Here is a 19,467-nt window from a genome sequence, read left to right on the forward strand (position 1 = left end):
TCGCACTCCTCTCCCGGATGACGACCGACGGCCCGGGCGTCTTCGGGAGCCAGCGACATCCGGGTCCGGTCAGCTTACCGCCGGGTAGCGTTCAGGGACACCGGTCCACCCGACCGAGCGCGGCGCGCTGCCGAGGACGGCGGTGGGGAGAGACGTCAGGGACGGAACGGGCAGCTGGGCCCGTCGGCCTGGGGGTCCGCGTCGATGACCGGTGCCGTGGTGAACGCGTCCAGGGACGGGTTCGCGTCGTCCGTGCCCGTGGCCTGCTGCGGCAGGGCGGTGGGGTGCACGGCGGGAACGCTGACGTCGGTCGCCGCGGTGGCGGGCTGCTTCGCGCCGCGGGCGACCGGCTCGATGCCGTAGACCGCGCGCAGACCCTCGATGTAGGTGTCCTGCTCGCCGCGAGCGGCCATCTCCTTGGCGCGCACCGTGGGCACGTGCAGCAGCGACTTGACCATGCGCCGCATCGCGAACTCGACCTCCTCGGCGGCGGCGGTGCAGCCGTGCTGGGCGCGCACGCGCTCGAGCTCGGTCTCCAGGACGTCCATGGTGTGCCGGCGCAGGGCCACGATGGCGCCGTCGACGTCGCGGGCGGCCTGCTTGTCGTGGAAGTCCTGGGCGGCGCGGGAGACGATGTCCATGGCCTGCAGCACCGGCAGGGTGGCCTCGCTCGGAGCGGCCATCCGGACGGATTCGAGGGTGATCAGTTCGACACCGGGGAGGTCGGCGACCTCGGGCTCGAAGTCGCGGGAGAGGGCCAGATCGACGACGGTCACCTGGTGTCCCTCGGGCAGGGCAGCGGCGAACTGCTCAGGGGTGACGCGGTGGCGGGATCCACTGCAGCCGACGATGACGGCGGCGTCGGCGATCGCGTCGCGCAGTCCCGCGGCGTCGACGGCGGTTCCGCCACGCTTGGCGACGAAGGCAGGGGCCCGGCCCGAACCGGAGTACACCCGGATGTCGGTGCAGCCGCGTTCGCGCAGCGAGGCGACGGTGGCGCCGGCGTAGGCGCCCGTGCCGATGACCAGGGCGGTGGCGCCGGCGAGCGGAGCGCTGGCGATGTCCGCGGCCAGGTCGAGAGCGACCGAGACGATGGAGCGGCCGCGAGCGCCGAGCGTGGTGGAGGAACCGACGTCCTTGCCGGTGCGTGCCGCGGTCTCGAAGAGACGGATCAGTGAGCCGGTGGCGTGGTGCTTCGCCTGGGCGGAGCCGAGTGCCCGGCGGGCCTGACCGGCGATCTCGCGTTCGCCGATGACGGCGGAGTCCAGGCCGGCGACGACCGCGAAGAGGTGTTCGGCCACGGTGCGCCCGCTCAGCACGCGGAAGGCGGCGCGAGCGGTGTCGGAACCGACCGGGGCGTCCTCGACCACGGAGGCGACGACGGTCTCGCGCACGGCGTCCGGATCGGCGTCCTGATCCACGTCGAGGTAGAGCTCGAAGCGGTTGCAGGTGGCGAGGGAGACGATGCCGTTGATGTCGGCATCCGCGAGGAGGCGGGCGGGCAGCCCGCCATGACCCTCGCTCAGGCGGGCGATGGTCTCGAGATCCTGATCCGCGTGTGACGCGACCAATGAGAGAAGAGGCACAACCCCTCCATGGTAGCGGCTCGGATCGGCGTGAGGCGGTGGACGTGATGGGGATGACATCGGCGGATGTCCTCAGAACGGCGGGGGCTCCGGCGTCGTGAGCAGGCGTCGTCCGGTGGGCGACGTCCAGATCAGCCGGTCGGCTCCCGGCGACTCGGTCGGCGAGGTCTCCGCCGTCACCGACCAGGCCGAGTGGTGCTTGAGCACGTGGTGTCGCCGGCAGAGGTGGGCCAGGTTCGCCGGCTCGCTCAGGCCACCGTCCGCCCAGGGCACGACGTGATCGATGTCGCAGGTCTCCGCGGATCGGCGGCACCCGGGGAACCGACAGGTGCCGTCCCGGACCGCCAGTGCCCGGCGCAGCCGATCCGGGATGCGGTACAGCTGTCCGTCCGTGAGGACGACGGGGATGACCGCGACCTCGCCCGTTATGGCCCTCTCGGGTGGAGTCGGCGGCAGTGGCCCGGCCCTGAAGGCCGCGTGCGCAGGTGGGCAGGACGGCGTCGGTCGATCGGAGGTGCCGGTCGTATCCGCTGGTGCAGGCGGTGCAGACGTCGCGGGTGCGTGGGAGGTTCCCGGGGGGCCGGATGACGCGGGCTGACCCGGGACCGTCGGTGGAACTGACCACGCAGGAGAACCCGGTGGGGAGGAGGCCGTCGGGTCACACGAGGTCGCCATGGGGGGAGCGTCGTCGGGGTGGTCGGGCGCGCTCGCGTGCGTCGTGACGCCCAGCAGGAAGCACGTCGCGGCTGCCGCGAGTCGGCGGGCGTCGGCCGCTCCGATGGGTCCGAAGGCGCCGAGGACGGCAGGATCGTCCCCGCCGAGCAGGGTGGTGGCCGGCATGGTGAGCAGCAGGCGAGAGGCCGGCGCGGTGGTGACGGGCGACCCGGGATTCGACTCGAGGCCTCCGGCCTCGGACATCAGATCGGCCAGTACGTCGGCGCGCAGCTGGGTGAGCGTGCGCGTCGTCGTCGTGGTCGACGCCGTCGGAGGGACATCGACGGCGTCGCTCGCGCGCGGCCCATCGACCTGCTGCAGCGTGCGTGCCAGGGCGCTCAGTCGCGCGTCGATGCCGACGGCGATCGCGGCCGGCAGCAGTGCCGCCAGGCGGGCCATGCCGTCGCGGTCCGGCGTGACCCGGACGTACCGGTCGGCCATGGCGGCCTCGTGCCGGTCGTGGAAGGACCTCGGATGGCACTGGTCGCGCAGCCTGCGGGCGCGCGCCTTCAACGACTCCGGGCGGCATCCGGCCACCGCGTGGCTCAGCAGGACCGTCTCGGTCAGCTCGATGGCCCGATCGATGACCGCGATCTGCTCCGGGTCCACGGCGCCCGTCCGGACCTCGACGTACTCGGCTGCCTCGGTGGCGATGAATCCGGCTGCGGCGCCCGTGATGAGGCCGGCACGCAGGGCGGCGTCGGCGGCGGGCAGGTGATCGGTGAGGACGTCGGCCCTGACCACCAGGCGGTGGGCCGCGTCCTCACCGATGTGGAGGGCGCCGGCGATCTCCGCGACGGCACTCCGGTCTCTGACGGCGAGCCGTTCGGCGCGGGAGAGCCCGAGACTCTCGTCGACCGGGTGGGCATCGACCCAGTGTTCGTGCTCGGCCGCGGCGAGCGCCATGGTCGACCGGATCACCCGATGTTTCGTCCAGGCGAGCCACGATTCCAGCCGCCGCACCTCCTCGAGTGCGGCCACCGCCGCGTCGGAGTCCGGCAGCGCGTCGGGGTCCTGCAGCCGTGCGACCGCCTCGGTAACGACGAACGGAGGCGGCGCCTCGCCAGGAGTGCCGGGTGCAGGCCCGGATGCCCGGCCGGGAGCGGAAGCACGCGACAGAAAGGGCAACAGCTCGCCCTGTGCCGGATCCCGTGGTGCCTCCATGACCCCACTACACCAGCCACCACCCACAGAACTCGCTGGAGCGGGCACCCTGTGGACAACCCGGCTACGCGGCGATACCGGACTCCCCACGACTGCGATCTGGTAGACCATCCGCATGAGCAAGGTCCGCCCGCGGCACGTCGTCGGAACTCTCGCAATCGTCGTCCTGGCCGTCGGCGGCAGCCTCTGGGTGCATTCGGTCTTCCCGCTGGTCGCCGTCGGCACGTCGCTCGCGCTCTCGGCTCTTCTCGCGGCGGTTCAGCGTCGCGACGAGAAGCGGTTCCCCGCCCGGGATGACCCGCTCGACCGCCGGGACAGCTGACCCTCCCCGCGCCCCCGGTTCGCCCCGGCACCCGCCCGGCAGGCACAATCGGAGACCATGAGCACCGCAGCCGTCCCCGCCCTGCCCGCCGAGCATCCGCTGACGGACGGCCGGACCGCCGACAGCCCCCTGCTGCGTGCCCTGCGCGGTGAACGGACCGGGTCCCGTGCCGTCTGGTTCATGCGTCAGGCCGGCCGCTCCCTGCCCGAGTACCGAGCCGCGCGCGAGGGCATCGGGATGCTCGAGTCCTGCCTGCGCCCCGACCTCGCCGCCGAGATCACCCTGCAACCGGTGCGCCGCCACCAGGTGGACGCCGCCATCTTCTTCTCCGACATCGTCGTACCCCTCCGGCTGGCCGGGGTCGACGTCGACATCGTCGCAGGCAAGGGCCCGGTGCTCGGCGCCCCCGTGCGCACCCCCGCCGACGTCGCCGCCCTTCCCTCGCTGGACGACGTCGACTTCACCGCCATCCGGGAGGCGGTCGCCCTGACCGTCGCCCAGCTGGGCACCACCCCGCTGATCGGCTTCGCCGGTGCCCCCTTCACCCTCGCGGCCTACATGGTCGAGGGCGGCCCGTCCCGCGACCACCTGGGTCCGCGCACGCTGATGCACGCCGACCCCGGGACCTGGCGCGCCCTGACCTCCTGGGCCGCCGACCTCTCCGGTGCCTTCCTCCGCGCCCAGATCGAGGCCGGTGCCTCCGCCTGCCAGCTCTTCGACTCCTGGGCCGGCTCCCTCTCCGCCGCCGACTACGAGGCCCACGCCGCCCCGGCCTCCACCCGCGCCTTCGACCACGTCGCGGACCTGCCCGTGCCCCGCATCCACTTCGGCACCGGCACCAGTGAACTGCTCCCGGCCATGCACGCCGCCGGGGCCACCGCCGTCGGCGTCGACTACCGGCTGCCGCTCGACGAGGCCTCCCGCCGGCTCGGCGGGAACGTGCCCCTGCAGGGCAACATCGACCCCGCCCTGCTTGCCGCCCCGTGGGAGGTGCTCGAGCAGCACGTGCGCGACGTGCTGCGCCGTGGCGAGTCCGCCCCCGGCCACGTCGTCAACCTCGGCCACGGCGTCCCGCCCACGACCGACCCGGAGGTGCTGACCCGGATCGTCGAGCTCGTCCACGAGGTGCCCCAGTGACGGCACCCGACAAGGCGGCGCCTGACAAGACTGAGCAGGACACGACGGAGCAGGACGACGTCGAGCGCACCGCCGTCGTCGTGATCGGCGCCGGTGTCGCCGGGCTGATCGTCGCTGAGCGCGCGGCCGCCGCAGGCCTGCGCGTCGTCGTGCTCGACGCCGCCGACGTGCCCGGGGGAAGCGTGGCCCGGCACGAGGTGGCCGGACTCGACCTGGACGCCGGCGCCGAGTCCTTCGCCACGCGCAGCACCGCGGTGGCCGACCTGGCCCGGGACCTCGGCCTCGGCGGGGAGATCGTCGCGCCGGATCCGGCCGGCGCGTGGATCGCCCACCGGGACGGCACCTGGCCGCTGCCCCGGGCGGGCCTGCTCGGCATCCCCACCGATCTGGACGATGTCTCCCTGCGCGCCGCGCTCGGCCCCGACGCCCTCGACCGGGCCCGGCACGACGCGACCGACCCGGTGCCCGCCGCGCTCACCCCCGGGGCGCCGACGCCGCCGAGCCTCGGCACCGTGGTCCGCACCCGGATGGGGGAGCAGGTCCTCGACCGGCTCGTCCGTCCCGTCGTCTCCGGGGTTCACGCCGCCGATCCCGACGCGCTGGACGCCCAGGCCGTCGCTCCCGGTCTGCTGGCTGCCCTCGAGGAGACGGGATCGCTGGCCGCCGGCGTCGCCCGGCTCCGCAGTGCGGCCAAGGCCGGCTCCTCGGTCGGCTCTCTCCGTGGTGGCATGCATCGGCTCGTCGACGCCCTGGTCGACCGCATCGAGGCACAGGGTGGCGAGGTCCGGCTCGGCCACGCGGTGACCGGGCTGCACCGAGACGACGACGACTGGCACGTGACGACGGGCGCGGGGGGAACGGCAGCCCCCGAGGGAACGGCCCGGCTGCGTGCCGACCGGGTGGTGCTCGCCGCCGGCGCCGGTACCGCGGTCCCGCTGCTCACCGGGCTCTTCCCCTCCCTGGCCGACCTGCCCGCCCCGACCGGAGCCCCCGTCACCCTCGCGACCCTCGTCGTCCGCAGCGACGCGCTCGATGCGCACCCGCGGGGCACCGGTGTGCTCGTCGGCGAGGACGTGCCCGGCGTCGAGGCGAAGGCCCTGACCCACGCCACCGCCAAGTGGGCGTGGCTGGCCGACGCCGCTGCCGAGACCGCCGGGCCCGGCGTCCACGTCCTCCGGCTCTCCTACGGGCGGCCCGGCGAGAACGCCGCCCGCTACGCCGACGACGCGCGGGTGCTGGAGGCGGCCCGGCGCGACGCGACCTCTCTGCTGGGGGTCGAGCTGGGCGAGGTGCTGGACAGCGACGTCGTCCGCTGGCCCGGCGCGCTGCCCGCTGCCGGCCCCGGACACGCCGGCCGGGTCGCCCGCATCCGTACCGCGGCACGCGGTACCGGGCCCGGGACGGGGACGCTCGCCGTCGTCGGCGGCTGGCTCGCCGGGAATGGTCTCGCGGCCGTGGTCGCGGACAGCCGTGCCCAGGCCGCGCAGCTCTTCGACAAATTGTAGAAATCACGTCCGTCCGGTTAGCGTCAGCCGATCGATCGGGGCAGACTGGGAAGCATGACCACTGCCCCCCACCTGCAGACACCTGCGCCCGGCCTGTCCACGGGCGATCACTACACGCTCTGGGCGGTGTTCGCCCGCACCTCGTCACCGTCGCCGGCCGCCCCCGCGGGTGAGCTCGCCACGCTGACCGGCACGCTCGCCGAGGGCGGGGTGACCGTCCGCGGCTTCTACGACGTCTCGGGCATGCGGGCCGACGCCGACGTGCTGGTGTGGCTGCACGCCCCGCAGCCCGACGCCCTGCAGGCGGCGCTGCGGACGCTGCGCCGGACCGAGACGCTGGCCGCCACCCGGCTCGTGTTCTCGTCCATGGGGGTGCACCGGGAGGCGGAGTTCGCCAAGGAGCACTCGCCGTCCTACTTCCGCGGCGTGCCCGCAGGGGAGTGGATGTGCGTCTACCCGTTCGTGCGCTCCTACGACTGGTACCTGCTCGACCCGGCCGAGCGCGGCACGATGCTCCGCGACCACGGGCTGGCCGGCCGCGAGTACCCGCAGGTCATCGCCAACACCGTGCAGTGCTTCGCGATGAACGACTGGGAGTGGCTGCTCGGCCTGGAGGCCCCCGAGCTGACCGACCTCGTGGACCTGATGCGCCACCTGCGCAACACCGACGCGCGGCTGCACGTGCGCGAGGAAGTGCCGTTCTACACGGGCCGCCGGATCGATCCCGCCGACGTCGCCGGGGTGCTCCGATGACCATGCCCGCGCTCGACGCCGAGCACGCCCCCGAGCAGCCTCCCGCCGCGTACGACGCCGTCGTGCTCGCCTCCTTCGGGGGCCCCGAGGGCCAGGACGACGTCATCCCGTTCCTGCGCAACGTCACGCGCGGTCGCGGCATCCCCGACGAGCGGCTCGAGGAGGTCTCCCACCACTACCGGCACTTCGGCGGGGTGAGCCCCATCAACGCCCTCAACCGGGACCTGCACGCGGCGCTGACCGCCGAGCTGGCCGCCCGGGGCGTGAACCTGCCGCTGCTGTGGGGCAACCGGAACTGGGACCCCTACATCGGCGACGTGCTCGAACAGGCCCACGCCGACGGTCACCGGCGGGTGCTCGCCATCACGACGAGCGCCTACTCCAGCTACTCGTCCTGCCGCCAGTACCGCGAGGACTTCGGCAAGGCGCTGCTCGAGCGCAACCTGGTCGGGAAGCTGCGGGTCGACAAGGTCCGGCAGTACTTCGACCACCCCGGCTTCATCGGCCCCTTCGTCGAGGGCGTCACCGACGGCCTCGCGCAGGTCCGCGCCCAGCTCGCCGAGAGCGGGCGGGAGGGGCGGATCCACGTGCTGTTCTGCACGCACTCCATCCCGAACGCGGACGCCGCCGCCTCCGGGCCGCGGGACCGCGACTTCGAGGAGGGCGCGGCCTACGTCGCCCAGCACCTCGCGAACGCGCGCGTGATCATGGAGCGGGCAGCCGCGGACGAGAGCGATGTCGACTGGTCGCTCGTCTACCAGTCCCGCTCCGGCCCACCGTCCGTGCCGTGGCTCGAGCCCGACGTCAACGACGCGCTCGCGGGACTGCCCGCCAACGGTGTCGCCGGCGTGCTGCTGGTGCCGCTCGGCTTCGTCAGCGACCACATGGAGGTCGTCTGGGACCTGGACACCGAGGCCCTCGAGACCTGCCGCGACCTCGGACTGGCCGCCGTGCGGACCCCGACCCCGGGCACGCATGCCGCGTTCATCACCGGGATGGCGGACCTGATCGCCGAACGGCTCGACGGCGGACCGCGTCCGGCGGAGACCGAGCTCGGCCCCTGGTTCGACGTGTGCCGGCCCGACTGCTGCGCCAACCAGCGCCGCGCGGTGCCCACCGTCGCCGGCTCCGACGCGTGCGACCTCACCGTGAACCCGGACGGTCCGCCCGCCGACGCCGCCCCGGCAGGGAGACTGCCCCGTGGGTGAACCCCTCGTCTCCACGGGTGCCCGGCTCCGGTTGGGCACCCGCGGCAGCGACCTCGCCGTCACGCAGTCCGGCATGGTCGCGGACGCGCTCGCCGAGCTGGGCGGTTTCGACGTCGAGCTGGTCCGGGTCCGCACCGAGGGTGACGTCAACCGGGCCCCGCTCGCCCAGATCGGCGGCACCGGCGTCTTCGTCACCGCCCTGCGGGACGCGCTGCTGCGCTCGGACTGCGACGTCGCCGTGCACTCGCTCAAGGACCTGCCGTCCGCGCCCGCGGACGGGCTGACCATCGCCGCCGTGCCGACCCGGGCGGAGGTACGGGACGTGATGTGCGCCCGCGACGGGCTCACGCTGGACACCCTGCCCACCGGCGCCCGCGTCGGCACGGGCTCCCCGCGCCGGGCCGCTCAGTTGCGCGCCGCCCGCCCGGACCTGACCGTCGTCGACCTGCGCGGCAACGTCCCCACCCGGCTCGGCAAGGTCACCAGCGGGGAGCTCGACGCCGTCGTGCTCGCCGGCGCGGGCCTGTCCCGGCTCGGCCTGCTCGACGCCGTCACCGACTACCTCGACCCGTCGGTCATGCTGCCCGCACCCGGGCAGGGCGCTCTCGCGGTCGAGGTGCGCACCGCGGACCTGCTGCCCGGCGGGGAGCTCGCCGCCGCGATGGCCGCGCTCGACGACGTCACCGCTCGCGCGGCCGTCACCGCCGAGCGGGCCCTGCTCGCCCGGCTCGAGGCCGGCTGCTCCGCCCCGGTCGGCGCCTTCGCCCGGCACGCCGACGGCGCCCTGCGACTGGACGCCGTGGTCGGCTCGCCCGACGGCACCCGCCTGCTGCGACGTTCCGCGAGCACGAGGACGACCGGCCCGGTCACCGATGAGACCGGTGCCCTGACCGCCGAGGCCGTGACTGCGGCCCGTGACCTCGGGGTGGGCCTCGCCGAGGCGCTGCTCGACGCCGGCGCCGCTGCCCTGATGCCCGCCGGACCCGACGACGGCGCGACGACGTCCGCCGGCCCGGCCGGGGTCCGTTCCACGGCGACCGGCAGCGAGTTGATGGACTCCGACCGGGCGTGAACCCCGCTGCGTCCTCGCCCGCGCCGGACCGGCCGCTCGCCGGCCGGACGATCGCGCTGACCCGGGGCCCCGCCCGCGCCGGCGCCCTCGGGGCGGCGCTGCGCGAGGCCGGGGCCACGGTGCTGACCGTCCCCGTCATCGACTTCGCCTGGCCGGCCGACCTCGGCCCGCTCGATGCCGCTCTGGCAGGTCTGCGCGCCGGGCGCTACGGCTGGCTCGCCGTCACGAGTGCCACCACCGTGACGGCGCTGACCCGTCGGGCCACCGCGATCGGCACCGGGTTGCCGGAGCTGTTGACGGCCGGTGCCGCGCGCGTCGCCGCCGTCGGCGCCGGCACCGCAGCCGCCCTGGCGCGTGCCGGCGTGAGCGTCGACCTGGTCCCCGCGACGGGGTCCGGCGCCGACGCCCTGCTCGCCGCCTGGCCGGAGCTGCCGGGCGACGAGTCGTCGGACGACGAGACGCCGCGAGCGGTCCTGCTGCCGCACTCGGATCTCGCCGCCGGCACCCTGGAGGCGGGGCTGACCGCCCGCGGCTGGACCGTGAACTTCGTGACCGCCTACCGCACCGTCGACCATCCGGCCGCCTCCGGCGAGGCGCTCGGGCCCGACGCCGACCCCGACACCGACTCCGGCGTCGGGGAGCGCGCGCTCACCGTCGTCGCCGCGCAGGACCGGCGACCCGACGCCGTCGTCGTCACCTCCCCGTCGACCCTGCGCCGCTGGCTCGCGGTCGGGGATCCCTGTCCGATCGTCGCCATCGGCCCCACCACCGCCGCCGCGGCCACCGATGCCGGTCACCCCGCTTCCACGACCGCAGGCACCGCCGACGCGAGCGCCGTCATCGACGCCGTCGCGCGTGCCGTGCGGGAGATCACCGGTACGCCCAGCGCGAGATCGCACCCCTCCACGACGCCATGACCGACCACCGAGAGAGGATGGCAATCATGAGTTTCCCCCAGCACCGCCCCCGCCGTCTGCGTGCCACCCCCGCCCTGCGCCGCCTCACCGCCGAGGTGCGCGTGCACCCTGCCGACCTGGTGCTGCCGATGTTCGTCCGCGAAGGACTGACCGAGCCTCAGCCGATCAGCGCGATGCCCGGGGTCATGCACCACAGCATCGACAGCCTCAAGGCCGCCGTCCACGAGGCCGCGGACGCCGGCGTGGGCGGGGTCATGCTGTTCGGGGTGCCCACCACGCAGGACGCCGTGGGCAGCGGCGCCGTCCGGACCGACGGCATCCTCAACGTGGCGCTCGCCGAGCTGAACGCCGAGTTCGGCGACGACGTCGTGCTCATGAGCGACCTGTGCCTGGACGAGTTCACCGACCACGGTCACTGCGGTGTCCTCGACGAGCGCGGCGGCGTCGACAACGACGCGACCCTGGAGATCTACGGGCGGATGGGCGTCGCGCAGGCCCAGGCCGGTGCGCGCGTCGTCTCCCCGTCCGGCATGATGGACGGCCAGGTCGGCCACATCCGGGCCGCGCTCGACGACGCCGGTTTCGCCGACACCGCGATCCTCGCCTACTCCGCCAAGTACGCCAGCGCGTTCTACGGGCCGTTCCGCGAGGCCGTGCAGTCCTCCCTGCAGGGTGACCGGCGGACCTACCAGATGGACGCCGCCAATCGCCGCGAGGCGATCCTCGAGACCCAGCTGGACATCGACGAGGGCGCCGACATGGTGATGGTCAAGCCCGCCATGAGCTACCTCGACATCCTCCGGGACGTGGCCGAGATGAGCACCGTGCCGGTCGCCGCCTACCAGATCTCGGGGGAGTACTCGATGATCGAGGCCGCCGCCGCCAACGGGTGGATCAACCGCGAGGCCGCCATCGACGAGTCCGTGCTCGGCATCAAGCGCGCGGGCGCCGACCTGATCCTGACCTACTGGGCGACCGAGGTCGCCCGCCGACTGAAGGGCTGAACCCGATGACCACGTCCGCCGATCTGTTCGCCACCGCCCAGCGCCTCATGCCGGGCGGGGTCAACTCGCCCGTGCGCGCCTTCGGGTCCGTGGGCGGCGTCCCGCCGTTCATGGTCTCGGGGGAGGGCCCGTGGCTGCGCGACGCCGACGGCAACCGGTACGTCGACCTCGTCTGCTCGTGGGGTCCGCTGCTGCTCGGCCACGCCCACCCCGGCGTGCTCGAGGCCGTCCACGCCGCCGTCGACCGCGGCCTCTCCTTCGGAGCGTCCACCCCCGCCGAGGCGCAGCTGGCCGAACTGGTGCAGCAGCGGGTGCCCGCCGTCGAGCGGATCCGGATGGTCTCCACCGGCACCGAGGCGACGATGACGGCGATCCGGCTGGCCCGTGGATTCACCGGCCGGGACCTGGTGGTCAAGTTCGCCGGCTGCTACCACGGCCACGAGGACGCCCTGCTGGTGGCCGCCGGCTCCGGCGTCGCGACGCTGAGCCTGCCCGGTTCCGCCGGGGTGCCGGCCGGGACGGTCGCGGACACCATCGTGCTGCCGTACAACGACCTGGCCGCCGTCGAGGAGCTCTTCGCCGAGCGCGGCTCGCGAATCGCCGCGATCATCACCGAGGCGGCGCCGGCGAACATGGGCGTCGTCGAGCCCGGCGAGGGCTTTAACGAGGGCCTGCGGCGCATCACCGCCGAGCACGGTGCGCTGCTGATCCTGGACGAGGTGCTCACCGGCTTCCGCGTCCACCCCGCGGGGTACTGGGGGCTGAGCACGATGGACGACGCGGGAACCAGCAGCTGGAAGCCCGATCTGTTCACCTTCGGCAAGGTGATCGGCGGCGGCCTTCCCACCGCGGCGCTCGGCGGCCGTGCCGACGTGATGGAGTACCTCGCCCCGCTCGGCCCGGTGTATCAGGCCGGCACCCTGTCCGGGAACCCGGTGGCGATGGCGGCCGGCGTCGCCACCCTGCAGAACGCGGACGGCGTCGTCTACGACACGGTCGACGGGCTGTCCCGGCAGTTGCAGGCCGAACTGCGGTCGGCCCTGGACGCCGCCGGCGTCGACCACACCATCCAGCACGCCGGCAACCTGTTCAGCGTCGCCTTCGGCACCTCGGGCACCGGGGTGCACGACTACGCGCAGGCCCAGGCCCAGGAGAGCTTCCGGTTCGCGCCGTTCTTCCACGCGATGCTCGACGCGGGCGTCTACCTGCCGCCGTCGGTGTTCGAGGCGTGGTTCCTCTCGGCCGCGCACGACGACGAGGCGATGGAGACGGTGATCGCGGCGCTGCCCGCCGCCGCCGAGGCCGCCGCCGCAGCGACGCCGACCGCCTGACGCGGGCGGCGTCGCCGCGGCGTCCCGTGGGGACGGCGCACCCATGTCAGCGGCGCGGCGGGATCGACCGGGCGCGGGCCTATCATCGGGACCGATACGGGATGCGTCGCACCAGGCGGCCCCCGGAAGGGAGATCTACAGATGAGCATCGGTGGCGGCGTCGTCCTCTTCGTGATCGGCGCGATCCTCGCATTCGCCGTCAACATCCAGGTGGCCTGGCTCGACCTGACCATGGCCGGCTACATCCTGATGGCCGCGGGCGTCGTGGTGTTCCTCGTCGGTATCCTGCTGATGTTCCGGCGCCGGTCGGTCGCCTCGACGACCCGGTCCGCGGTCGACCCGGTCAGCGGTGACCGCGTCACGCGCCGGACCAGCACCCTGGACGACCCCGAGTACTGAGGACCACACCAGCACGACACCGGGGACCCGGTGGTGGCATCACGACGATGACCGCCACCGGGTCCCTGTGCGTGGTGGCGTGATGCGCGTTCAGCGCCCCAGCAGCGTCTCCATCGCTCGCACGGTCGTCTCGACGTCGCCGGAGGCGTCCACGCGATGGACGCCCGGACGGGTGAGCCGCCCGGCCAGCGAGGCGAGCAGGGACGCGGCGTCCTCGGGTGCGACGAACCGATCGTTCTCCGGCTGCTCGGGTCGCGTCGGATGCGCCCGGCGATTCCGGGCGCGGGTCAGTGCCGCGGCGACCGTGGACTTGCCCGCTCCCGGCGCTCCGTTGAGCAGCAACTGGGTCGGCACGCCCGGGAGTCTACCGACACCCGGGGAACCCGGTCCTCACGAGCAGGCGTTTCCCTTCGTCGGACGGGTGGGGCATGATCGAGGCACCCACGATCCGGGCCTGTGCGGCCGGGTCGGCGTCAAGCAGTGGCGCGGGTCGATGGAGGGAGTCCTGTGAGGGACGAGAACGACGTGGCCCAGCATCCGGAGACGGACGCCGTGGGAATGAGTTTCCGTACCTTGACGCGTCTGATCGGTGCCAGCGGTCGTGCCGATGCCGATCGCCTGGTCACCGTCGCCGCCCAGTTGATGCCGCACGCCGACCAGGCCGGGGTGACGCTCGTCCGTGCCGGCCGGCGGAGACCGTCGCCTCGACCGGGCAGGTCCCGCGAGCGGTCGACGCGCTGCAGTACCGGACGGGTGAGGGACCGTGTCTGGACGCGAGCGCCGACGTCGACGACGTGGTGGTCAGCCACGACCTCTCGGTCGAGAGCCGGTGGCCCGCCTTCGCGTCGATCTGCGCCGAGCAGATCGGGGTGCACAGCATGCTCAGCGTGCGGCTCTCCCTCTCCCAGCAGAACCGGGCGGCATTGAACTTCTACGCGCCGAAGCCGCACGTCTTCACCGACCAGGACGTCGCGGAGGCGGTGATCCTCGCCCCGTTCGCCGCCCTCGTGGTCCAGCAGCAGCTGCACGAGCAGGACGTCTCCCACGACGAGGAAGCCCTGTCGAGCAGCCGCCGGATCGGAAGCGCGGTCGGCATCCTGATGGCCCAGCACGGGGTGGACGCGGACCACGCGTTCGAGATGCTGCGCTCCGCGAGCCAGCACCTGAACCGGAACCTGCGCGACATCGCCGCGGACGTCAACTACACGGGCGACCTGCCCTGACCGTCGAGGGCGGATTGCGCGATGAACCCCGTCGCCTTCGCCACGTCCTTCCGTAGGCTCGTGCCGTGCGCCTCGACCTGTCCGCCCTGATCGCCCCGGAACTCGAACTGCTGGTGCCGCAGACCCGTGAGTTCTACGTCGGGCGCCCGGCAGGTCGCGGTCCCACCGGGCCGGAGGACCTGCGCCGGACCCGGGCCGCCGTGCCCACCCCGGTCGCGGTCGACCCGCCACCGACCGTCGAGACGGTCCGCATGGAAGGCCGCGAGGTCGCCGTGCGCATCCACCGGCCGGCGGCACCCCCGAGGGCCGTGCTCCTCGACATCCACGGGGGTGGCTTCTTCCTCGGCTCGGCCGCGGCGGGGGACCGGGCGGCCCGCCGGCTGGTCGACGCGCTCGGCGTCGCCGTCGTCAGCGTCGATTACCGGCTCGCCCCCGAGCACCCCTGGCCGGCGGGACCGGACGACGTCGAGACCGCGGCCCTCTGGCTGGCCGAGCACGCGGCGACCCGATTCGGCACCACGCGTCTGGCGATGACCGGATTCTCCGCCGGCGCCACCCTCGCCGTGGCCGCCCTCGTGCGTCTGCGCGATCGCGGCATCACCGCCTACGACGCCGCCGTCCTGCAGTTCGGCACGTGGGACCTCGCGGCGGCCACGCCCGCCGGCCGACTCATCGCGGACGAGTACTTCCTCCAGGCCTACGCGGGTACCGCTGCCGATCGCACCCACCCGGACATCTCCCCGCTCTTCGCCGACCTACGGGACCTGCCGCCGCTCCTGCTGGTGGTCGGCCGTGAGGACGTGCTGCTCGAGGACAACCTCGCCATGGCGGCCCGACTGTGCGCCGCCGGGGTGGCGGTGGACCTGCGAGTGTACCCGGCGAGTCCCCACGGCTTCACCGGTCACGCCACCCCGATGGCCCGTGCGGCCCTCGGTCACCTCGACGCGTGGCTGGCGGGTCACCTGGGCTGCTGAGGCCGCCGGCAGAACCGGCAGCCGGCAGAGAGGTACTGCCGGTATCTCCCTCCACCGGGTGATCCCTGCTCGGATGGAGGTGGACACCGCATCCCGACGGAAGGACCACCCCATGACCACCTGGCTGATCACCGGAGCCTCGAGCGGACTGGGCGCCGCCCTCGCCCGGGCGGTCCTCGCCCGCGGGCACCACGCCGTCGTCACGGCGCGGAATCCCGACCACGTCCGGGACATCGTCGACGCGTACCCGGACACCGCGCTCGCGGTTCCCCTCGACGTCACCGACCACGCCCAGGTCGTGTCCGCCGTCGCGGCGGCCGACCGGTTCGGCGGGGTCGAGGTCCTCGTCAACAACGCCGGCCACGGGTACCGCGGGGCGGTCGAGGAAGCCGCGCGGGACGAGATCGACGAGCTGTTCGCCACCAACTTCTTCGGCCCGGTGGACCTGATCCAGGAGGTGCTCCCGCCGATGCGCCGCCGCCGCTCGGGGACCATCGTCAACGTCTCCTCCATCGGCGCGCCGAGGTCCAACCCGGGCTCGGGGTACTACACGGCGACGAAGACGGCGCTCGAGGGTGTCTCGGACGCGCTGAACCGGGAGGTGGGTCCCCTCGGCATCCGCGTCATGGTGCTCGAGCCGGGCGCGTTCCGCACGGACTTCTCCGGCCGTTCGCTCGCCCAGTCCCGCGCCGTCATCGACGACTACGCCGACACCGCGGGGAAGCGCCGCAAGGAGAACGACACCACCCACGGCACCCAGCAGGGGGACCCGGACCGGGCCGCGGAGGCGATCATCGACGCCGTCGAGGGCGACCGGGCACCGTTCCGGTTGCTGCTCGGCAGCGACGCGGTCCGCATCGTGCGGGACGAACTGCAGTCGCGCATCGACGAGATCGACGCGTGGGCCCACGTGAGCGAGACGACGGACTACCCCGCCGGGGAGAACGGCTGAGCCGTGGCCGGGCGGCGCCGTGACGCCGCGATCCGTCCCACCAGGGCCGGAAGCAGGCCGCCCGCGACGCTCAGCGCGGCGGCCACTCCGGCCACGGCCAGTGGGCCGGCCGCCGTGCCGAACGGTGCCAGCAGTAGGCCGAAACCGGCGGCGCCCAGGGCCTGCCCGGTGGCGAGGGCGTTGAACAGCACCGAGGTCGCGGCGCCCGGCGTTCCCGGCCACGCGTGGCGCCCCCACAGGATCAGCACGCCGGAGAGCCCGATGTAGCCGGCGCCGAACACGCCCATGGCGGCGGGAGCGAGCCAGCCGGTTCCCATGACTGCCGCGACCCCGAGGGCGACGCTGGCCGCCGCCACCCCGACGGCACCGATGCACCACGCCGATCGCAGCCCGACCCGGGTCACCAGCGCTCCGGTGGCACTCCCCAGGGACCCGCCGAGCCCGAGCGCGATCCACAGCCAGCCGACCGCGTCCGGTCCGGTCAGTCCGGCGTCGGTGACGATGAGCGGCCCGAAGGTCCAGAGCAACGACGATCCCGCGCCCACCGTCACGGCGGCCGCGGCCGGTGCGGCCAGCGCTCGCCAGGATCGCGACGTGTTCTCCCGCGCCGTGTTCTCCCGCGCCGTGTTCTCCCGTGCCGTGTTCTCCTGCGACGGGCGGCCGGCGGCGGACCGGCCCGCCGGCTCGGGGTGCCGGCGGGTGGATGCCCAGGCGAGCACCCCGATGGCGGCGCACGCGGCGGCCATGATCGTCCAGGCCTGCTCCGGTGCCGCGATCGAGAAGGAGAGCAGACCGACCGCGACGACGCCCACCGAGGTGCCCGTGTTGACGACCGCCTGTGCCGTCGCGGTCATCCGCGGAGCGGCGACGGCGTCGATGATCGGGACCAGGGCGGGGGAGGCGAAGCCGCCCCCGGTCCCGGCGACCAGCACCGCGAGCACGAACATCACCGGCTCCTGCGCCGAGGCCACACCGAGGCAACCCACCGTCGCGGTGAGGCCGGCCAGGACCAGGCCGAGCCGCGGCCGCCGGTCCACCAGCCGCGCGGCCACGGTGGTCGCCAGCGCGTAGGAGGCGAACTGGGCGGCGGAGGCCCAGCCGAGGACGGCGACCAGCTGCGGCCGTGCCTCGGCCAGCGCCGGGGCGAACAGGCCGACACCGAAACGCGCCAGCCCGTAGGTCGCGGCGATCAGCAGCATGCCGACGACCGCGACGCCGAGGCCGGAGCCCCGGCGGGCCGGGGCGGCGACGTCATCGTGGTCGCCGTCACCGCCGGTGGGCCTCACGATATCGACCCGAGTATGTATAACGACCGTTTCACCATAACGAGCGTTATACTCGACGGGTGGCCGCCGTTCAAGACACCCGCACTCGCATCCTCGACGCCGCCGAGCGGCTCTTCTTCCACGAGGGCATCGCCGTCACGGGGGTGGACCGCATCGCGACGGAGGCCGACGTCGCCATCGTGACCCTGTACCGGCACGTCGGCTCCAAGGACGCCCTGCTCGCCTCGGTGCTCGAGCGGCGCCTCGCCTCCTGGCAGCAGCACTGGGACGCCGCCGTCGACGCCGCGCGCACGCCCGAGGACCGGCTGCTCGCCGTGTTCGACGCCATCGCCACCTTCCGCGCCACGGCCGGACCCGCCCAGTGGTGCTGCTTCCTGGCCACCGCCTCCGAGCGGCCCGCCCCCGAGAGCGGCGCCGTCGACGCCGTCTTCGCCCTGGTCGAGCAGGACACCCGGCTGGTCACGACCCGCCTGACCGCGCTCGCCGCGGACGTCCCGGGCATCGACGCGGACGCCACGGCGGCGGACCTGCTGCTGCTCTACAACGGGGTGCTCAGCAGTCTGCTGCGGGGACGACCGGACGATCCGGTCGACCGGGCCCGCGCCGTGGCCCGGTCCCTGCTGGCGGCCGCGACGCACAGCCGGAGCGCCGGGGCGGCGGTCGACGGCGTGACGAAGAGCACGCTCCCGGCGTGACATCGCGTGACGCTCGTCGTCGTCCGGGCGGAGGGGCGGCCCTTACGCTGGAGTGATGCCATCGGTCGGCGCCACGCCGCATCGACATCACGGTCGCCCGTCGACCCCGGCCGTCCCGCCTCCGCGGAACCGCCGTCAGCACGCATCGTCGTGCCTTCACCACTGAAGGCGGAGTGTGAACCCGCCCCGCCGCTCGCATCGAGGAGACACCCGTGGCCCTGCCCCGTCGTCTGAAGTCCATCACCACGGCGATGACCGCCGTCGTCCTGGCCGTGAGCCTGAGCGCCTGTGCGGGCGGCGCCTCGCAGAGCACCACCACCGGTGCCAACGCCCTGGCCGGCAGCGATCAGAAGAACACCGACAAGTACACGACCGCGAACGTGACCCCGGTGTCGCAGATCGACAAGTCCAAGCTGAACCTGATCACCGACGGCACGCTGCGCGTCGGGACCCTCTCGGACGCCCCGCCGAACATCTTCATCAAGAACGGCGTCTTCACCGGCTACGACAACGAGCTGCTCAAGGCCATCGCCGCCAAGCTCGGGCTCAAGGTCGAGTTCGCCTCCACCGACTTCTCCGCGTTGCTCTCGCAGGTCGCCACCAAGCAGTTCGACCTCGGGTCCTCCTCGATCTCGACGACCGACAAGCGGCGCCAGAACGTCGGCTTCACCAACGGGTACGACTTCGGCTACATGGCCGTCGTGGTGAAGAACGACTCGAAGGTGCAGAAATTCGCGGACCTGAAGTCCGACACCCGGATCGGCGTCGTGCAGGGCACCGTCCAGGACGACTACGTGACGAACACCCTGGGCCTGCAGCCGGTGCGCTTCAACGACTACAACACCGTCTACGCCAACGTGCGCAACGGGCAGATCGATGCCTGGGTGGCCCCCTCGCAGCAGGCGGAGGGCCAGGTGAAGGAGGGCGACGGCACCAAGATCGGTGAGAGCGTCGTCAACACCCAGAACTTCACGGCCTACGCGGTCAACAAGGACAACAAGGCCCTCATCGACGCCCTGAACTCCGGGCTCGACGCGGTCGTCGCCGACGGGACCTGGTCCAGGCTGACCAAGGAGTGGTACCCCAAGCGGGAGACCCCGAAGGACTGGAAGCCCGGCAGCAAGGCCGTCACCGTCAAGTAAGCACCGCACTCGTCCACGGCGCGGTCGCACACCACGTGCGGCCGCGCCGTGCTCGGGTCCCGAGCCGCCTCGGGAACCACCGA

The 19,467-nt window shown here is 73.5% G+C and carries 19 protein-coding genes; 15 read left to right on the forward strand and 4 right to left on the reverse strand.

Features of this window, described 5'->3' with window-relative positions; translation table 11 throughout:
- Positions 1–155 precede the first annotated feature (155 nt).
- Together BGP79_RS05935 and BGP79_RS16870 are read right to left on the reverse strand one after the other, a co-directional pair.
- Complete coding sequence (locus tag BGP79_RS05935) at positions 156–1,586, reverse strand: glutamyl-tRNA reductase (protein WP_083701605.1); 1,431 nt, start codon at positions 1,584–1,586, stop codon at positions 156–158.
- A 72-nt stretch (positions 1,587–1,658) separates the two neighbouring features.
- Complete coding sequence (locus tag BGP79_RS16870; RefSeq protein WP_076693692.1) at positions 1,659–3,281, reverse strand: HNH endonuclease signature motif containing protein; 1,623 nt, start codon at positions 3,279–3,281, stop codon at positions 1,659–1,661.
- Positions 3,282–3,579: 298 nt separating this feature from the next.
- Between BGP79_RS16870 and BGP79_RS05945 the strand changes: the two genes are divergently transcribed.
- The 10 genes from BGP79_RS05945 (at position 3,580) to BGP79_RS05990 (ending at position 13,112) form a co-directional block, all read left to right on the forward strand.
- Positions 3,580–3,786 (forward strand): hypothetical protein, encoded by a 207-nt coding sequence (locus tag BGP79_RS05945; RefSeq protein ID WP_076693693.1) that lies wholly within the window; start codon positions 3,580–3,582, stop codon positions 3,784–3,786.
- Between the two features lie 57 nt (positions 3,787–3,843).
- Positions 3,844–4,923 carry a uroporphyrinogen decarboxylase gene (hemE, locus tag BGP79_RS05950; protein WP_076693694.1) on the forward strand — a complete coding sequence of 360 codons (1,080 nt, stop codon included), beginning with the start codon at positions 3,844–3,846 and terminating at the stop codon, positions 4,921–4,923.
- Positions 4,920–6,428 carry a protoporphyrinogen oxidase gene (gene hemG / locus BGP79_RS05955; protein ID WP_083701607.1) on the forward strand — a complete coding sequence of 503 codons (1,509 nt, stop codon included), beginning with the start codon at positions 4,920–4,922 and terminating at the stop codon, positions 6,426–6,428. The genes hemE and hemG overlap by 4 nt, the downstream gene beginning before the upstream one ends.
- Positions 6,429–6,482: 54 nt before the next feature.
- On the forward strand, positions 6,483–7,181 hold the full coding sequence (gene hemQ, locus BGP79_RS05960) for a hydrogen peroxide-dependent heme synthase (protein ID WP_076693695.1): 699 nt from the start codon (positions 6,483–6,485) through the stop codon (positions 7,179–7,181).
- Positions 7,178–8,389 carry a ferrochelatase gene (locus BGP79_RS05965; protein ID WP_083701608.1) on the forward strand — a complete coding sequence of 404 codons (1,212 nt, stop codon included), beginning with the start codon at positions 7,178–7,180 and terminating at the stop codon, positions 8,387–8,389. The genes hemQ and BGP79_RS05965 overlap by 4 nt, the downstream gene beginning before the upstream one ends.
- Entirely contained in the window at positions 8,382–9,461 is a 1,080-nt protein-coding gene (gene hemC, locus BGP79_RS05970) for a hydroxymethylbilane synthase (RefSeq protein WP_076693697.1), read from the forward strand. The genes BGP79_RS05965 and hemC overlap by 8 nt, the downstream gene beginning before the upstream one ends.
- Positions 9,458–10,378: a uroporphyrinogen-III synthase gene (locus BGP79_RS05975; protein ID WP_076693698.1), complete on the forward strand. Its 921-nt coding sequence runs from the start codon at positions 9,458–9,460 to the stop codon at positions 10,376–10,378. Before hemC ends, BGP79_RS05975 begins: the two co-directional genes overlap by 4 nt.
- 26 nt (positions 10,379–10,404) lie before the next feature.
- A complete protein-coding gene (hemB, locus tag BGP79_RS05980; protein WP_076693699.1) occupies positions 10,405–11,382 on the forward strand; it encodes a porphobilinogen synthase in 978 nt (325 codons plus the stop codon).
- A gap of 5 nt (positions 11,383–11,387) precedes the next feature.
- Positions 11,388–12,713 (forward strand): glutamate-1-semialdehyde 2,1-aminomutase, encoded by a 1,326-nt coding sequence (hemL, locus tag BGP79_RS05985; protein ID WP_076693700.1) that lies wholly within the window; start codon positions 11,388–11,390, stop codon positions 12,711–12,713.
- A 141-nt stretch (positions 12,714–12,854) separates the two neighbouring features.
- Positions 12,855–13,112, forward strand: a complete 258-nt coding sequence (locus BGP79_RS05990; RefSeq protein ID WP_076693701.1) for a DUF6458 family protein — start codon at positions 12,855–12,857, stop codon at positions 13,110–13,112.
- Positions 13,113–13,202: 90 nt separating this feature from the next.
- Here BGP79_RS05990 and BGP79_RS05995 read toward each other — a convergent pair whose 3' ends face one another.
- The gene (locus BGP79_RS05995) at positions 13,203–13,466 is read right to left on the reverse strand and encodes a hypothetical protein (protein WP_076693702.1); all 264 of its coding nucleotides are present in this window, start codon (positions 13,464–13,466) and stop codon (positions 13,203–13,205) included.
- A 74-nt stretch (positions 13,467–13,540) separates the two neighbouring features.
- Here BGP79_RS05995 and BGP79_RS17110 point away from each other — a divergent pair, with 74 nt between their 5' ends.
- The 3 genes from BGP79_RS17110 (at position 13,541) to BGP79_RS06010 (ending at position 16,261) form a co-directional block, all read left to right on the forward strand.
- The gene (locus BGP79_RS17110; protein WP_083701609.1) at positions 13,541–14,335 is read left to right on the forward strand and encodes a GAF and ANTAR domain-containing protein; all 795 of its coding nucleotides are present in this window, start codon (positions 13,541–13,543) and stop codon (positions 14,333–14,335) included.
- Between the two features lie 65 nt (positions 14,336–14,400).
- Positions 14,401–15,309 (forward strand): alpha/beta hydrolase, encoded by a 909-nt coding sequence (locus BGP79_RS06005; RefSeq protein ID WP_076693704.1) that lies wholly within the window; start codon positions 14,401–14,403, stop codon positions 15,307–15,309.
- 112 nt (positions 15,310–15,421) lie between these two features.
- Positions 15,422–16,261, forward strand: a complete 840-nt coding sequence (locus BGP79_RS06010; RefSeq protein ID WP_076693705.1) for an oxidoreductase — start codon at positions 15,422–15,424, stop codon at positions 16,259–16,261.
- Here the strand turns inward: BGP79_RS06010 and BGP79_RS06015 are convergent.
- Complete coding sequence (locus BGP79_RS06015) at positions 16,237–17,547, reverse strand: MFS transporter (protein ID WP_083701610.1); 1,311 nt, start codon at positions 17,545–17,547, stop codon at positions 16,237–16,239. The two genes, BGP79_RS06010 and BGP79_RS06015, sit on opposite strands and share 25 nt — an antisense overlap.
- A 59-nt stretch (positions 17,548–17,606) precedes the next feature.
- On the opposite strand from BGP79_RS06015, the gene BGP79_RS06020 reads away from it, so the two are divergent.
- Complete coding sequence (locus BGP79_RS06020) at positions 17,607–18,242, forward strand: TetR/AcrR family transcriptional regulator (RefSeq protein WP_076693706.1); 636 nt, start codon at positions 17,607–17,609, stop codon at positions 18,240–18,242.
- A gap of 251 nt (positions 18,243–18,493) precedes the next feature.
- Positions 18,494–19,384: an ABC transporter substrate-binding protein gene (locus BGP79_RS06025; RefSeq protein WP_076693902.1), complete on the forward strand. Its 891-nt coding sequence runs from the start codon at positions 18,494–18,496 to the stop codon at positions 19,382–19,384.
- The last annotated feature ends 83 nt before the right edge of the window (positions 19,385–19,467 follow it).

It is taken from the genome of Tersicoccus sp. Bi-70, assembly GCF_001968825.1.
In the GTDB taxonomy this organism is placed as follows: Bacteria; Actinomycetota; Actinomycetes; order Actinomycetales; family Micrococcaceae; genus Tersicoccus.

Bases quoted from the DNA above. Each gene is read 5' to 3' on its own strand.
- hemL (WP_076693700.1), top strand. From the start codon at position 11,388: ATGACCACGTCCGCCGATCTGTTCGCCACCGCCCAGCGCCTCATGCCG.
- BGP79_RS06025 (WP_076693902.1), top strand. From the start codon at position 18,494: ATGACCGCCGTCGTCCTGGCCGTGAGCCTGAGCGCCTGTGCGGGCGGC.
- hemE (WP_076693694.1), top strand. From the start codon at position 3,844: ATGAGCACCGCAGCCGTCCCCGCCCTGCCCGCCGAGCATCCGCTGACG.
- BGP79_RS17110 (WP_083701609.1), top strand. From the start codon at position 13,541: ATGATCGAGGCACCCACGATCCGGGCCTGTGCGGCCGGGTCGGCGTCA.
- BGP79_RS05990 (WP_076693701.1), top strand. From the start codon at position 12,855: ATGAGCATCGGTGGCGGCGTCGTCCTCTTCGTGATCGGCGCGATCCTC.
- BGP79_RS05965 (WP_083701608.1), top strand. From the start codon at position 7,178: ATGACCATGCCCGCGCTCGACGCCGAGCACGCCCCCGAGCAGCCTCCC.
- BGP79_RS06010 (WP_076693705.1), top strand. From the start codon at position 15,422: ATGACCACCTGGCTGATCACCGGAGCCTCGAGCGGACTGGGCGCCGCC.
- BGP79_RS05945 (WP_076693693.1), top strand. From the start codon at position 3,580: ATGAGCAAGGTCCGCCCGCGGCACGTCGTCGGAACTCTCGCAATCGTC.
- hemB (WP_076693699.1), top strand. From the start codon at position 10,405: ATGAGTTTCCCCCAGCACCGCCCCCGCCGTCTGCGTGCCACCCCCGCC.
- hemQ (WP_076693695.1), top strand. From the start codon at position 6,483: ATGACCACTGCCCCCCACCTGCAGACACCTGCGCCCGGCCTGTCCACG.